General features: G+C 73.0%; 9 protein-coding genes and 1 pseudogene. All 10 read right to left on the bottom strand.

The features are described 5' to 3' along the window. Window positions 1-17: 17 nt before the first annotated feature. Window positions 18-1,799, bottom strand: coding sequence for a CocE/NonD family hydrolase (locus SCNRRL3882_RS07190; RefSeq protein WP_102514973.1), 1,782 nt, complete (start codon window positions 1,797-1,799; stop codon window positions 18-20). 157 nt (window positions 1,800-1,956) lie between these two features. Continuing rightward, window positions 1,957-2,889, bottom strand: coding sequence for a S66 peptidase family protein (locus SCNRRL3882_RS07195; protein WP_029181097.1), 933 nt, complete (start codon window positions 2,887-2,889; stop codon window positions 1,957-1,959). Then, window positions 2,886-4,850 (bottom strand): prolyl oligopeptidase family serine peptidase, encoded by a 1,965-nt coding sequence (locus SCNRRL3882_RS07200; RefSeq protein WP_010038739.1) that lies wholly within the window; start codon window positions 4,848-4,850, stop codon window positions 2,886-2,888. Before SCNRRL3882_RS07200 ends, SCNRRL3882_RS07195 begins: the two co-directional genes overlap by 4 nt. Window positions 4,851-4,947: 97 nt before the next feature. Continuing rightward, window positions 4,948-6,261: a M20/M25/M40 family metallo-hydrolase gene (locus SCNRRL3882_RS07205; RefSeq protein WP_010038744.1), complete on the bottom strand. Its 1,314-nt coding sequence runs from the start codon at window positions 6,259-6,261 to the stop codon at window positions 4,948-4,950. Continuing rightward, window positions 6,254-7,087 carry a M55 family metallopeptidase gene (locus SCNRRL3882_RS07210; RefSeq protein ID WP_010038746.1) on the bottom strand — a complete coding sequence of 278 codons (834 nt, stop codon included), beginning with the start codon at window positions 7,085-7,087 and terminating at the stop codon, window positions 6,254-6,256. Before SCNRRL3882_RS07210 ends, SCNRRL3882_RS07205 begins: the two co-directional genes overlap by 8 nt. 76 nt (window positions 7,088-7,163) lie before the next feature. Beyond that, window positions 7,164-8,240, bottom strand: a complete 1,077-nt coding sequence (locus tag SCNRRL3882_RS07215) for an SGNH/GDSL hydrolase family protein (RefSeq protein ID WP_040903057.1) — start codon at window positions 8,238-8,240, stop codon at window positions 7,164-7,166. 189 nt (window positions 8,241-8,429) lie between these two features. Beyond that, window positions 8,430-8,639, bottom strand: a pseudogene (locus SCNRRL3882_RS41645) (FAD-dependent oxidoreductase); the annotation flags it as partial. Window positions 8,640-8,781: 142 nt separating this feature from the next. Then, window positions 8,782-9,507 carry a class I SAM-dependent methyltransferase gene (locus SCNRRL3882_RS07225; RefSeq protein ID WP_010038753.1) on the bottom strand — a complete coding sequence of 242 codons (726 nt, stop codon included), beginning with the start codon at window positions 9,505-9,507 and terminating at the stop codon, window positions 8,782-8,784. A 33-nt stretch (window positions 9,508-9,540) separates the two neighbouring features. After that, a complete protein-coding gene (locus tag SCNRRL3882_RS07230; RefSeq protein WP_010038757.1) occupies window positions 9,541-11,988 on the bottom strand; it encodes a SpoIIE family protein phosphatase in 2,448 nt (815 codons plus the stop codon). Window positions 11,989-12,133: 145 nt separating this feature from the next. Next, on the bottom strand, window positions 12,134-14,524 hold the full coding sequence (locus SCNRRL3882_RS07235; protein WP_029181098.1) for an MFS transporter: 2,391 nt from the start codon (window positions 14,522-14,524) through the stop codon (window positions 12,134-12,136). Window positions 14,525-14,608 lie beyond the last annotated feature (84 nt).

Consider the following 14,608-nt stretch of genomic DNA (forward strand, 5'->3'; position numbering starts at 1 on the left):
CGCGCCGGCGTGTCTTCTCAGGACCCGGCGACCGGCAGCCGGAGCACCCCGGGCTCGCCCGGTCCGCTGACCACGGTCACCGGCTTGACCCCCCGGTTGCCGAAGTAGGCGTCGTCGCTCGCCGCGATCACGAACCGCAGCCGGTGCCCGGTCTCGTACCGGTGCACGACACCGGGCAGGGTGACGGTGAAGCTCTTCGTCACGTCCCGTACCCGGACCGGCGCGACCAGGCGGCGCACCAGGGTGCGGGTGCCGTCGGGGGCGACGTCGTAGATCTTGGCGAAGAGGACGAGCTTGTCGGCCGCGTCGCCGGAGTGCTGCGTGCGCTCGGCCTTCGGGGAGTGCACCTTGAGCGTGGCCCGGGGCGCGCCGACGACGTCGAGGGGGCGTTCCAGCGGCTTGCTGGTCCAGTCGAGGTAGGTGCCCTTCGTGTCGTGTGGCGGTGGGTCCTGCAGCCCGATGAGTCCGGCCAGCGAGCTCTCCGAATGGCTCGTGGGCGTCACCCGGTTGGTGTAACCGCGAGTGCCGCGGGCCACCTCGGCGCGGCTGTCGACGAGTCTGCCGTCCCCGGAGAGGTACAGCGTGCGGCTGAGGACGGGGAGGCGGTCGGCGGTGGCGTAGGCACGGTCCGGGTCGGCCACCCAGTCGCGGTGGTAGGCGAAGGCCGGCCCGGTATCGGCGTGCGTCCGCTTGCGCAGGTGGCGGTCGAACCAGGCGAGGACGCGCCGGCCGACGTAGCTGGTCTCCAGGTTGCCCTTGGACAGGTCGAGTTCGCCGGTGGCCGGGCCGGTGGCGCCGCCACTGTGGCCCCAGGACTGCCAGATCATCTTCACGGGGGTGCCCTGGGCCCGGAGCGTCCGGTACGTCGCGGTGGCCTCGTTGAGGTTGAAGAGGGTGTCGGCCTGTCCCTGGACCAGCAGGGTGGGCGTCCTGACGCGGTGCAGGTACGACACCGGGGAGACGCGGCGGGCGAAGGCGAGCAGCTCGGCGGTGCGGTCGGCGGGGAAGCTGCCGGAGTTGAGGGTGTGGATGGTCCGGCAGGCCTGGGTGACGAAGTGCAGGCAGGTCAGGGAGTTGATGCGGGAGGGGTCGAGGCTGGGCTGGAGCAGCGGCTGTCCTTCGCCGATGAGGTAGAAGCCGTTGGTCCACTGCCACTTGAAGACGCCGGGGACGCCGGTGCTGCCGACGGCGTTGCCGGGGGCGAGCGAGTAGGACAGGTCGTGCCAGGTGATCATGGGGACGAGCGCGTCGAGGCGGTGGTCGACGGCGGCCGTCGCGAGCTGGACGGCGCCGCCGTAGGAGCCGCCGATCATGCCGACGCGCGGGTCGCCGGGGGCGTCGAGGGTGACGAAGTCGGCGGTGCTGCCGTCGTCGGCGGCGCGTTTGCCGCCCAGGAAGTCGACGAGCTGTGCGGCGGCGGCGCCGTCGATGTCCGGGTCGTCGAGGGAGATGAGGCAGCCGCTACGGCCGAAGCCGAGCCCGGAGTAGACGAGGGAGACGTAGCCGCGCTGGGCGAAGGCCTTGCCGATGGTGGCCGTCGAACCGTCCGACTTGCTGCCGCCGAAGCCGTTCGTGCCGAGCACGGCGGGTGCCGGGTGGTCCCGGTCCACGCCCGCGGGACGGTACAGGTCGGCGTCGACCGTGCAGGAGCGGCCGCCGGCCTGGACGGTGAACTTCAGGGGGGTGACGGTGTAGGGGTCGGCCGCGGAGGCGGGCGGGGTGAGGACGAGGGGGGCGGCCAGCGCGGCGCCCAGAGCGAGAGCGAGCAGTGCGCGGGATCTGGGCACGCGTCGGGACACACGGACCTCCACGGTGAGGGACGACGACAACGGCGGCAACCTGCCAACCCGGATACCGACCAGTAGGTACTGTGGCCGGTAGCCATGGTGTGACACGTGTCAGGGGGCGTCAATCACCGAAACGAGGGTTTCGTGACAGGATTTCAGTAGCCGCGTCTCATCTCAGCGCCGGCACGTCGAACGTCAACGTGCCCCTGTCGGCGTCCAGTTCGGCCGGGACGCCGAGCGGTATCGTCAGCGCGCCCTCGCCGTGCCCGAACCCGAACTCCTCCACGACCGGGACGCCGAGGCCGCCGAGCCGGTCGGCGAGCACCGCACGCAGCTCCTCGTACGGGCCGCACGCCGCCCAGGAGCCGAGCACGATCCCCGCGACCCCGTCCAGCCAGCCGGCGCGCAGGAGTTGGGTCAGATACCGGTCGATGCGGTACGGCCTCTCGCCCACGTCCTCGATCAGCAGCAGCCCGCCCCGGGCGCCGGCCCGGGCGTGCGGGGTGCCGAGGTCGCTCGCGAGCAGGCTGAGGCAGCCGCCCAGCGTGACGCCCCGGGCCCGTCCGGGCACCAGCGCGGTGCCGCCGGGGGGCACGGCGGTGACGGTCCGCACGGACTCGGGGTCGAAGAGCGTGGCCCGCAGATGGTCCTGCGCGCGGGCGTTCTTGATGAAGTCGACGCCGGCCGCCGCCGGGCCGTACAGGGTGACCAGTCCCAGGCGGGTGGCGAACGCCTGGTGCAGCACGGTGATGTCGCTGAATCCGGTGAACACCTTCGGACCCGCCGCCCGCATCGCGTCCCAGTCGAGCAGGTCCACCATGCGCTGCGCCCCGTATCCGCCCCGGGCGCACAGCACGGCGGCGACGGCCGGGTCGCACCAGGCGTTCTGGAGGTCGGCGGCCCGCTGGGCGTCCGTGCCGGCCAGGTAGTCGAACTCCCGGTGGCGGCCGAGCACATGGGGCGCCACCACGGGGTCGAGGTCCCAGCCGCGCAGGACGTCGAGCCCGGCCTGCAGCCGCTCCTCGGGCACGGGCCCGCTGGGCGCGACGACGGCCACGCGGGCGCCGGGGGCGAGTCGGGGTGGTCTCAGCAATTGCGTCATCTGACCAGCTCCAGGGTCGGGACGCCGGGCGGGTTCAGTCCGAACACCTGGGCGTACAGGGAGAGTTCGGCCTCCAGGGCGCGCACCATGGTCTCCGCCCGCCGGAATCCGTGCCCCTCCCCCTCGAAGGCGAGGTAGGCGTGCGGCACGGGCCGGTCCCCCAGCAGGGCCAGGAACCGCTCGCACTGGGCGGGCGGGCAGATCACGTCGTCCAGGCCCTGGAGCAGCAGGAACGGCACGCTGAGGCGGTCGGCGTGGGTGGAGGGCGAGCGCTCCGTGTAGCGCGCGGGCACGTCGGCGAGCGGCCCGATCAGGCTCTCCAGGTACCGCGACTCGAAGTCGTGGGTCTCGCCCGTGCCCCAGCTGGTGAGGTCGAGGATGGGGTACTTGATCGTGCCGCAGGCGTACACGTCGGTCGTGGTGAGCGAGGCGGCCGCGGTCCAGCCGCCCGCGCTGCCGCCCCGGACGGCGAGCCGGTCACGGTCGGCGGTGCCCTCGTCGGCGAGGGCCAGGGCGACGGCGGCGCAGTCCTCGACGTCCACCACGCCCCACTGTTCACGCAGCCGTTCGCGGTACGCGCGGCCGTATCCGGTGGAGCCGCCGTAGTCGACCTCGGCGACGCCGATGCCGCGCGAGGTGAAGTAGGCGATCTCCAGGTCGAGCACGAGCGGCGCCCGGCTGGTGGGTCCGCCGTGCGCCCAGACGACGTACGGCGGCAGCGCGTCGCCGGGCGCGACGCAGCCGGGGTGGTGCGGCGGGTAGATGTGGGCGTGGATGTCGCACCCGTCGGGGCCGGTGAAGGTGCGGATCTGCGGCTCGGGGTAGTACGCGGGGTCGACTGCGTCGTCGTGCTCGGCGCCGATGACGCGGGCCCGGCCGGTGCGGGCGTCCAGCTCCACGACCTCGTAGGCGCTGCGCGGGCTGGCCCCGACGGCGACGACCCGCTCACCGTGGGCCGTGAGGGTGGGCGCGAACTCGGTCCACGGCCCGGCCGCGTCGACGACCTCGCCGGTCTCCGGGTCCAGGATTCCGAGGGCGGTGGCGCCCCGGCCGTGCACGACGGCGATCAGACCGCTGTCGAGCGGCGCGAACCATCGCATGCCCAGTTTCCACAGCGCCCCGCCGAACTCCTCCTCGCGCGGGCACAGGGGCTCCCCGTCGAGGTAGAGGTTCCACCAGCCGCTGCGGTCGCTCGCGTACAGCAGGCGTCCGTCGGGGGCCCAGTCGGCCTGCGCGATGGACTCGGCGGGCCCGCCCGCCACGGTCCGGGCGCCGTGCAGGGTGCCGTCGGGGGCGACGTCGGCGAGGAGCAGTTCGGTGCCGTCCCACGGCATGCGCGGATGGTCCCAGGCGAGCCAGGCCGCCCGCCGTCCGTCGGGCGACAGCCGCGGTCCGGTCACGAACCGGTGCCGGTCGTCGGTGAGTTCGCGTACCGCGTCCCGGTCCCGGGCGGCGGAGCCGTCCAGTGGTACGGCGGCCAGGACGCGGCGCACGTCGGCGGGCCCGGGGCCGGTGAACTCCTCCAGCACGCACCACACCTCACCCCGCTCCGGCCGCAGTCGCGGCTCCGCCCAGCGCAGGCCCGCACCCACGTCGGACAGGGGCGTGAGCGGACGCGGCTCGCCGCCCGGCTCGTACCGGTACAGCCGCTGGTCGTCGAAGTTCACGAACACCACCAGCGGACCGTTCTCCTGCGGGAGGGCGGACCAGGGATGTCCGCCGTACTCGATGACCCGGCTGCGCACGTTCCACGGGGCGGGCAGCAGCGACTCCTCCGTGCCCTCGGCCTGCCGCCGCACCAGGGTGCGCCGGCCGCCCTCGGCGGGGCGCGGCTCGGTCCACCACACCTCGTCGCCGACGAACCCCACGAATTCCGGGTGGCCGTCGTGCGCGGCGGCCAGCGCCGCGTCGATGGGCGAGGGCCACGCCCCGTACGCCAGCGTCCGCACCGTCTCCCCCACTCTCCATGGGCCTGTCGCTTGGATCATGCCGCAGACGCGGGGTCTGGCACGCGCATCTGCCGCATTGTCGTCGGTCGCCTGCTCCAGGCAACAGACCCTAAGCCGTCCGCAGGAACCGGTCGAGCACGCGGACGCCGAAGTGCAGTGCCTCGACGGGAACCCGCTCGTCCACGCCGTGGAACATGGCGCCGTAGTCGTAGCCCTCCGGCAGCTTCAGCGGTGTGAAGCCGTAGCCGGTGATGCCGAGCCGGGAGAACTGCTTGGCGTCCGTGCCGCCGGACATGCAGTACGGCACGACGTGCCCCTCCGGGGCGAACTCCTCGACGGCGGCCCGCATCCGGGCGAACGTCGCCGAGTCCACCGGCGCCTGGAGGGCCACCTCGTGGTGGTGGAACTCCCAGTCCACGTCCGGCCCGGTGAGCCGGTCGAGGGTGTCGCGGAACTCGTCCTCCCCGCCGGGCAGATACCGGCCGTCCACGTGCGCCACGGCCTCCCCGGGAATCACGTTGATCTTGTAACCGGCGTCCAGCATGGTCGGGTTGGCGCTGTTGCGCAGGGTCGACTCGACGAGCCCGGCGGTCGGTCCGAGCTTGTCGAGCAGCCGGTCCACGTCGGTCAGGTCGGGCTCGATGCCGTACAGCTCGGCGAGTTCGGTGAGCGCGGCGCGCACGGTCGGGGTCAGCCGCAGCGGCCACTCGTGCTCGCCGATCCGGGTGATCGCGGCGGCGAGCCGGGTGACCGCGTTGTCCTTGTTCACCTTGGAGCCGTGCCCGGCCCGGCCGCGCGCGGTGAGCTTCAGCCAGGCGGTGCCCCGCTCACCGGCCGAGAGGGGGTAGATCTGCCGTCCGGCGCCGTCGTGGAAGGTGAAGGCGCCCGACTCGCTGACGCCTTCGGTGCAGCCCTCGAACAGCGCGGCGTGTTCGTCGGCGAGGAACCCGGAGCCGTCCTCGGCACTGGCCTCCTCGTCCGCGGTGAACGCGATGACGATGTCCCGCCGGGGCCGGACGCCCTGGCGCGCCCAGGCGCGGAGCACGGCGAGGATCATCGCGTCCATGTTCTTCATGTCGACGGCGCCGCGTCCCCAGACGACTCCGTCGCGGATCTCCCCGGAGAACGGGTGCACGGTCCAGTCGGCGGCCGCGGCGGGTACGACGTCCAGATGGCCGTGGAGCAGCAGCGCGCCGGCCGAAGGGTCGGTGCCCTCGACGCGGGCGACGACGTTGGTGCGGCCCTTGGTGCGCTCCAGGAGCGTCGGCTCGATACCGGCCTCGGCGAGCCGCGCGGCGGCGTACTCGGCGGCGGGCCGCTCCCGGCAGTCGCCCCCGCCCCGGTTGGTGGTGTCGATCCGGATCAGGTCGGACGTGAACGTCACGACCTCGTCCAGCGCCTGCCCGTCCGGCTGCTCAGCCATACTTCTCCTCCACCGCGGCCGAGACGATCGTGGTGACCGCCTTGAAGGCGCGGATGCCCTCGTACATGGTCTCGCTCGTGTAGGCCACCTTCCGCTGCCCGATCCGCTCCACACCCGGCACGACGGTGGCGGCCATGGCCAGGTGCTCGGCGTCGAACTCCACGGCGACGGTGAACGGCCCGCCACGCACGGGTTCGTGACGCACGGCCAGTGAAGCCGCCTCCTTGGCCGCCGCCCGGATGTCGGCCGCGGTCCTGGCGGGCGTACGGCACACGGCCGCGTACCGCGAGACGTGGTCCTTCACGGCGACCTTCAGGGCCTCGGGCGCGTACCCGAGCGCGTCCTCGCACGCGACGTCGTCCCCGGTGACCAGCACGACCGGCACGCCGTACTCGGCGACGACCCGGGCGTTGAGCAGCCCCTCGCTCGCCGGTACGTCGTTCAGCCACACGCCGGTGATCTGGTTCGCGAGGTAGGTGTGCGCGAGGACGCCCTCCATGCCGGCGCCCGCGTGGTAGCCGACGAACGCGATGCCGTCCACGTCGCCGTGCTGCACCCCCTCCACCATGGACAGCGCCTTGTGCCGCCCGGTGAGCAGCTGGGCGCGTTCGTCCAGTTGCTCCAGCAGCAGGTTGCGCATGGTCCAGTGCGCCTCGTTGATGATCACCTCGTCGGCGCCGCCGTCGTGGAAACCGAGCACGGCGGCGTTGACGTCGGAGGTGAAGAGCGAGCGGCAGCGTTCCCACTGCGAGGCGCCCGGCAGCACGTCGTCGGGCCAGGTGACGCCGGTGGCGCCCTCCATGTCGGCGCTGATGAGGATTCTCATGACGAGCCGTCCCCCCGGGTGGAGATCTTCATGGTTCGTCACGTTACGCGCTACGGGCGGAACCGGCTACGACATGTCACCACCGTATCGGCAGGTCGCTGATGAACGAGGTGAGCCGGTCGGCGAGCAGGCGGTTGTCACGGGCCGAGTAGTGCCAGTGGCAGCCCGTGTAGTCCAGGCCCGTGTCGTCGAGGCGCCAGGAGCGGACCCGGCGGTCACCCGCGGCCGTGCGCTCCTGGACCACCTGCTCGACGTGCCCGGCGAACGGGCCGGTGCCGACGGCCAGGATGGTCGTCCCCGGCCCGTAGCGCGCCCGCAGTTTCTGGAGGAAGCCGCTGTAGGCGCTCCGGTAGGCGGCGGCGAGGCTCTCGTCGGTCCATGGCTCGCCCGGGTTGACGGGGGTCGAGAAGTCGTTGGTGCCGAGGTGGACGACCACGAGCTGCGGCCGCCAGGTGCCCGGGTTCTGCCAGACGTCGCCGGGCACGTTCAGCAGCGCACGGTCGTAGAAGGTGCGGTAGTTCACCTCCGGCGACCCACCGTTGTAGTTGCGTACCATCCCCAGGCCCGAATAGGCGTTGATCTGGTAGTCGGCGCGCAGCCGACGGGCGGTGAGGGCGCCGTAGCTCACGTCGGCGTTCGTGGTGCGCTTGAGCTGCTCACCGGTGCAGTCCCGGGAGGTCGAGAGGTTGCCGTAGCCCGCCGTGAGGGAGTCGCCGACGAATTCGATCTGGCGGCTGCGCGCGGCCGGCCTGGCGAGGACGGCGCCGCCGGGCGCGGCGACGAAGCCGCCGAACGAGCTGGTGCTCCAGGGGGTGTCGTTGCGTTTGACGAGCCGTACGGTGTGCACGCCGCCTCGCAGGCCGTCGACCCGGTGGGTGGTCCTGCCCGGCGTGACGAGGGTCGCGACGGTGGCTCCGTCGATCTGGACGTCGTAGTCGGCGGCCGGGTCGTCGAGCACGATGCCCACGCCCGTGCCGCGGAACCGGCCCTCGAAGTACACGCCGGGCCAGCTGTACCGGAGCACGTCTCCGGCATCCTCGACCCGCCCGGCGGTGTGCACGCTCGCGCGCACTCCGTCCTGGTCCGGCGCGGCGGCGGTGGCGACCGCGGCCGGGCCGGCCAGCACCATCGCCGCCGTCGACGCGACGAGCATCCGTAACCAGGGCAACGGCATGACTGTCCTCCGGGGGACGAGGCAGGTGCACGGACCGGGCATGTATGACCGTACACCGACAAAAACCTCGCCCACCAGAGCGCGTCGCGCGCAGCTCCGCAGCCGGTCGAAGCGGAAGGGCCCGAGGGCCTCGGGCCGCCGCCCGGTGACGACGTACTCGGCGAGCCGGTGCCCGGTGGCCGGGCCCAGGGTGACCCCGAGCATGCCGTGGCCGGTGGCCGCGAAGGCGTTGCCGTGCCCGGGGACGCGGTCGATCACGGGGAGTCCGTCGGGGAGGAACGGCCGCCCGCCCACCCAGGGATCCCGGATCGGGCCGACCAGATCGTCCGGATCGTCGAACCAGCGGCCCAGGTGGTGCCGGCTCGCGAGGGCGAGCATGCCGGCGACGACGACCGCCGCCCCGCCACGCACAACGCCTCACAGGCCCAGTCACTGCGCGGTGTCCGGCCCGTGATCACCCTGCCCCTGGTCACGGACGGGCGCGCGGTGGGGACCCGGCCCGGACCACTGACCGTCCGTCTCAGGCCGTACGCCCCGCCACCAACCACCTCGACGGCAGTTCGATGCGCGTGCCGTCGGAGCGGAACTCCGTGGTCGTCAGGGGCAGTTCGCCACCGGCCAGGACGGTGAGACCGGCCGAGCGCAGATATGCGGGTACGGCGTCGTCGGAGACCTCGCCGGGTGCGAGGCCGTGCCGGAAGACGGGCGCGAGCTTGGGCGGCGGACCGGCCGGACCGCTCGCCAGCCCCGTCAGCACGGCCTTGGCCGCCCCCGAGAGCTCCACGAGGAAGGCCCGGCCCCGGTCCCCGACCAGCGTGGCGATCCCGTCCACCAGCGCCTGCCGGTCGTCCGGCTCGCACTGGTGCAGTACGCCCCGCATGTAGAGGTTGGTGTCGCCCAGCTCCGCGTGCAGGGCCTGCGCCGCGCTCTTCTCGGCGGCGTCCAGTTGCCGGTAGGCGGCCTGCCCCGCCGGGTCGGCCCGCCGGGCGTGGTCGAGGGCCGCGGCGGACAGATCGGCGCCCACGACCCGGGGGAAGCGGTCGGCGAGGAAGCGGGTCTGGGTGCCGTTGCCGCAGCCGAGATCCACCAGCGGCAGCGCGGGATCGGCCAAGTGCGGTTCGAACAGGGCGAGATGCGGGCCGACGGTCACGGCCGGCTCGGCGTCCCAGAACACCGCCCCCGGTTCGGCGGACGCCTCACGCCAGAACCCCTCCCAGGCCTCCCGGTACCGGCTCGTCACGCTCATGCCCAACTCCCCAGGGTGTCGACGCGATGGTCTTCAACGGCGCGGCAGGGTCAGCTCGAACCAGACCGTCTTGCCGGCCTTGGTCCGGCTGGTGCCCCACTCGCGGGACAGCGTGCTGACGACCCGCAGACCGCGTCCGACGTCGTCGAGCGGGCCCGTGCCGAGCAGCGTCGGCAGCTCGTGGTCGTCGTCGTCCACCTCGCACAGCAGGGTGTCGCCGCGGACCAGGCGCAGTTCGACGGGGCGGGCGTGTGCGTGCCGTACGGCGTTGGTGACGAGTTCGCTGACCATGAGCTCGGCGGGCGCGGCCAGCTTCGCCAGACCCCAGTCGTGCAGTTGCTCGCGGACCACCGCGCGGGCCCGGCCGACCTCGGCCGGGTCGAGGGCGATCCGCCACTCGGCCACGTCGTCCGGTTCGATGCCGTTCAGGCGGGCCATCAGCAGCGCCACGTCGTCCTTGCGGCCGCCACACGTGTTGAGGGACCGGATGATCGTGTCGCAGGCGTCGTCCATGGAGGCGGCCGGGTGGGCGGCCGACGCGCAGAGGGTCGCGAGACCCACGCCGATGTCCTCGCCGCGCACCTCGACCAGCCCGTCGGTGCACATCACCAGCCGGTCGCCGGGCCGGACGCGCACCCGTACCGCCTCGAAGGGCACGCCGCCCACGCCGATGGGCGCTCCGGTGGGCAGGTCGAGCAGTTCGCTGCGCCCGTCGTCGGCGCGGACCAGGACGGGCGGGATGTGACCGGCGTTGGCGAGGCGCAGTTCGCTCGCGATCGGGTCGTAGACGGCGTACAGGCAGGTCGCGAGGTAGGTGTCGCCGAGCCGCTGGGCGAGGTCGTCGAGGTTGCGCAGCAACTGGGCGGGCGGCAGGTCGAGCCCGGCCATGGTCTGCACGGCCGTCCGCAACTGGCCCATCATGGCGGCCGAGTTCAGTCCGTGGCCCATGACGTCGCCGACGACGAACGCGGTGCGGCCGCCGGGCAGTTTCACCGCGTCGAACCAGTCGCCGCCGACCCGGCCGAGCAGCGTGCCCGGCAGATAGCGGGTGGCGATGTCACAGCCGGCCATGCGGGGCGGGATGTGCGGCAGCATGCTGTCCTGGAGCGTCTCGGCGACGTTCTCCTGGTACGTGTACATGCGCGCGTTGTCGAGCACGAGGCCCGCGCGGGCGGCGAGTTCGGCGCCGGTGACACGGTCCATGTCGTTGAAGACGGGCCGCTCCGGATGCCGCAGCAGGATCATGAAGCCCAGCACGACGTGGCGGGCCTTCAGCGGCACGATCAGCATGGAGCGGCCCGTGATGAGCGGCCGGATGTCGCGCTTCTCGAACTGCGCGGCGATGGCGTGGCCCATCTCCTCGCTGATGCGCGGCACGAGCACGGGCTCGCCGGTCGTCATGCACTGGAAGAACGGCGTGTGCGCCGGGAACGGCATGGCCTCGCCGACCGGTACGACGTCGTCCCAGCGGCCGGGCTCGTCGGTGTGCTCGACGGCGACCCGGTGCCACAGGGTCGTCGTGTCGGGCACGCCCTCGGGGAACCCCTCGCCGGCGACGACCTGTTCGCGCAGGTAGGTCCCGGCGACGTCGGTGAAGCGGGGCACGACGGCCCTGCTGACCTCGAGGATCGTGCGGGACAGGTCGAGGGAGGTGCCGATGCGGCCACTGACCTCGTTGAGGAACTCCAGGCGCTCGCGGACGGCGGCGTACTCGAGGTCCTCGCCCTCGTCGCGCAGTTCCTCCGGGACGGGCTCGCCGGCGGCCAGGGCCCGGGCGGCCCGTTCCCGGCGCGCCTTGCGCTCGGCGCGCCGGGCGACGCCCCAGTCGGGCGTGACGGGCACCCGGTCGTTCTGGCTGAACTCCAGCACCGGATAGCCGAGTTCGAGGACCTGGGAGACGATGCGGGCGCTCTCGCCGACGCTCATGCTGGGCAGGATCTCGGGCAGCCGGCGGGCGAGGTCCTCCGCCCCGGGGAAGTCGGTGTGCAGCGCGAAGCCGGGCGCGATCCGCTCGAACGCCCCGTCGGTGTCGCCGGTGCTCAGCCCGTCCGCGTCGGCGGCCAGCACGAGCAGCCGCTCGGGTCCGGGACCGACCAGGGGATAGGCCCACCACAGGACGTCGACGCGGTCGCTGCCGGGTGCGGTGAGCCGGGCGCGGCCCGCCGCCGGGTAGGAGAGCCCGCCGTCGAGGGACGGTCCGAGGCCGGGGCCGAGTCCGTCGTAGGCCCCGTACGGGGTGGTGTCCCGGTCCTCGGGGAGTGCGCCGGAGACGGGGAGCAGGTCGAGGGCCGGGCGGCCGATGGCCTCGTCCTTGGGGACGCCGAACAGGCGCCGTGCGCCCCGGCTCCAGTGCGACACGAGGCCTTCGCGGTCCACGACGACCACGGCCAGGGGGACACGGCCGGGCTCGGTGGCTTCCGTCGCCGAGCCGAGCCCGGCGTCGGGGCCGGCGGGTGTGTCCCTCTCGGTGCCACGGTCCATGGCCCAGGCCCTCTCTCCCCACGGATCCGCAAGATCTGTGCCAGCGTCACCACCGTACGGCGACCGCCGGTTGCCGTGTGCGGCAATGCGGGAATTCCACGCGCGGGGTTCGCACCGGCGTGCGACCCCGCGCGCCGGTGCGGGTTCAGTCGTCGTGTCCCAGCTGGAGGTCACGTTCGGTGCGGCCCCCTCCGGCCACCTGGAGCACGGTGGCGACGGGCGGGTAACCGGCGGCGATGACGGTGTACTCGCCGGAGGACAGGTCGACGAACCGGAACGTGCCGTCGGCGCCGGTGGTGAGGGTGTCGACGACGTTGCCCGCCACGTCCAGCAGCGTCACGCGCGCGTCCTCCACGGGCCGGCCGCCGCCCGCCCGGACGGTGCCCCGCAGGACGGCGCCGCCGGCCAGTTCGATGTCCCGGCGGGTCTCGCGGGCGGCCTGGACGGTGACGGGGAGCGCGGTCGGGCGGAACGCGGGGGCGCTGGCGGCGAGGGTGTACTCGCCGGCCACCAGATCGGTGATGGCGTAGCCGCCCTCGCGGCCGCTGCGGGTGGTGGCCACGACCTCGCCGTGCACATTGGTGAGGGTGACGCCGGCGTCCCGTACGGGTGTGCCGTCGGCGGTGACCACGGTGCCGACGAGGTTGCCCGCGCCGCCCAGGACGATGTCCAGTTCGACGGGGCGTTCGCCGACGGTCACGGAGACCGCCTGCGGCTGGTGGCCGCCCGCGGCGGCGATCAGCACGTAGGAGCCGGGGCCCGGGGTGGCCAGCGCGTAGCGCCCGTCCTCGCCGCTCGCGCCGCGTCCGGTCTGCCGGCCGGTGACGTCGATGAGGGTGAGCGCCGCGCGGGGCACGACGGTCCCGTCGTGGTGCTGCACCGAGCCGCAGACGGGGATCCCGGCGGTGTGGGGAGCGCGTGCCTGCGGGATCGGGGTGCTCACCGGCTCCGTGTCCGGGTCGGTGACGGATAGGTTGTGGGACACCAGGGGTTTCTCCTTGAGGAAGAGGGCGATGACCAGCCCGACGGCGAGCACCGGCACCAGGTAGAGGAAGATCCTCGGCATGGCCTCGGCGTACGCCCCGATGTAGCCGTCGCGCAGCTCCGGGGGCAGGCTGTGCACGAGCTGCGGGGTGATGGACTCGGGGTCGGGGAGCCGGTCGCCCGCGCCCGTGGGCAGGTGGTGGGCCAGGGCGTCGGCGAGCCGGTCGGCGAAGAGCGTGCCGAAGACGGCGGCTCCCACGCTGCCGCCGATCTGCCGGAAGTAGTTGTTGGCGCTGGTGGCGGTGCCGAGGTCGGCGGGGCGCACCGAGTTCTGCACGGCGAGGATCAGCACCGGCATCACCATGCCGATGCCGGCACCGAGGACGGCCATCCAGAGGCTGTAGTGCAGCCGGGGCGTGTCGGCGTCGAGGCGGGACAGCAGCCACATGCCGGCGACGGAGAGGGCGCCGCCGAGGATCGGGTAGGCCTTGTAGCGGCCGGTGTGGCTGATGAGCTGTCCGGCGATGATCGAGGCGCCGACGATGCCGCCCATCATGGGCAGCATGAGCAGGCCCGACTCGGTGGCGGAGGCCCCGTCGGCCATCTGGAGGTAGGTCGGCAGATAGCTGGCGGCGCCGAACAGCCCGGCTCCGGTCACCAGACCTACCAGGCCGGTGACGTTGAAGACGGAGTCCCTGAACAGCCGCAGCGGGATGAGGGGTTCGGCGGCGAAGTGCTCGGCGACGAGGAAGAGGACGGTCGCCACCGCCGCTCCCGCGCCGAGGCCGAGGATCATGCGCGAGTCCCAGGCGTACTCCGTGCCGCCCCAGCTGGTCAGCAGGACCAGGCAGGTGGAGGCGGCGGTGAGCAGCAGCGCGCCGAGGATGTCCAGCCGGGCCCTGCCGGCCGGTTTCGGCAGCTTCAGCGCGACGGCGACGACGGCCAGTGTGACCAGGCCGAAGGGCACGTTGACGTAGAAGCACCAGCGCCAGGAGAGGTGGTCGGTGAAGTAGCCGCCGAGCAGGGGCCCGGCCACGGAGGCGAGTCCGAAGGCGGCGCCGATCAGGCCCATGTAGCGGCCGCGCCGCCGCGCGGGCACGATGTCCGCGATGATCGCCTGGACACCGATCATGAGGCCGCCCGCGCCGGCGCCCTGGAGGGCGCGGAAGGCGATCAGCTGGTCCATGGTCTGCGCCCGGCCCGCGAGCGCGGAGCCGGCGACGAAGACGACGATCGCGAACTGGAAGACGCCCTTGCGGCCGAGCAGATCGCCCAGCTTGCCGTAGATCGGCAGTCCGACGGTCGCGGTGAGCAGGTAGGCGGTGATCGCCCAGGACATCCGGTCCAGGCCGTGCAGCTCACCGACGATCTTCGGGAGCGCGGTGGCGACGATCATCTGCTCCAGAGCTGCCAGGAGCAGGGCCAGCATGAGTGCGAGGAAGACCAACCGCACTCTGCGCGGGCTCGGTTCGGCGGCCGGGGCCGGTGATGGCGCGGGAGGTTCGGGAGGTGCCACCGCCGGTTCGTCCTGCGCCAGAGTGATCCCGCCCACCTACCGCTCCCCTCGTCGCGCTGCCGCACAATTCCCGCGTAAAAGCGACAACTACGAGCAAGCGCGACGAGTTACGGCACAGGA

Source organism: Streptomyces chartreusis NRRL 3882, from assembly GCF_900236475.1.
In the GTDB taxonomy this organism is placed as follows: Bacteria; Actinomycetota; Actinomycetes; order Streptomycetales; family Streptomycetaceae; genus Streptomyces; species Streptomyces chartreusis_D.

Bases quoted from the DNA above. Each gene is read 5' to 3' on its own strand.
- SCNRRL3882_RS07195 (WP_029181097.1), bottom strand. From the start codon at position 2,889: ATGACGCAATTGCTGAGACCACCCCGACTCGCCCCCGGCGCCCGCGTG.
- SCNRRL3882_RS07230 (WP_010038757.1), bottom strand. From the start codon at position 11,988: ATGGACCGTGGCACCGAGAGGGACACACCCGCCGGCCCCGACGCCGGG.
- SCNRRL3882_RS07215 (WP_040903057.1), bottom strand. From the start codon at position 8,240: ATGCTCGTCGCGTCGACGGCGGCGATGGTGCTGGCCGGCCCGGCCGCG.
- SCNRRL3882_RS07210 (WP_010038746.1), bottom strand. From the start codon at position 7,087: ATGAGAATCCTCATCAGCGCCGACATGGAGGGCGCCACCGGCGTCACC.
- SCNRRL3882_RS07225 (WP_010038753.1), bottom strand. From the start codon at position 9,507: ATGAGCGTGACGAGCCGGTACCGGGAGGCCTGGGAGGGGTTCTGGCGT.
- SCNRRL3882_RS07205 (WP_010038744.1), bottom strand. From the start codon at position 6,261: ATGGCTGAGCAGCCGGACGGGCAGGCGCTGGACGAGGTCGTGACGTTC.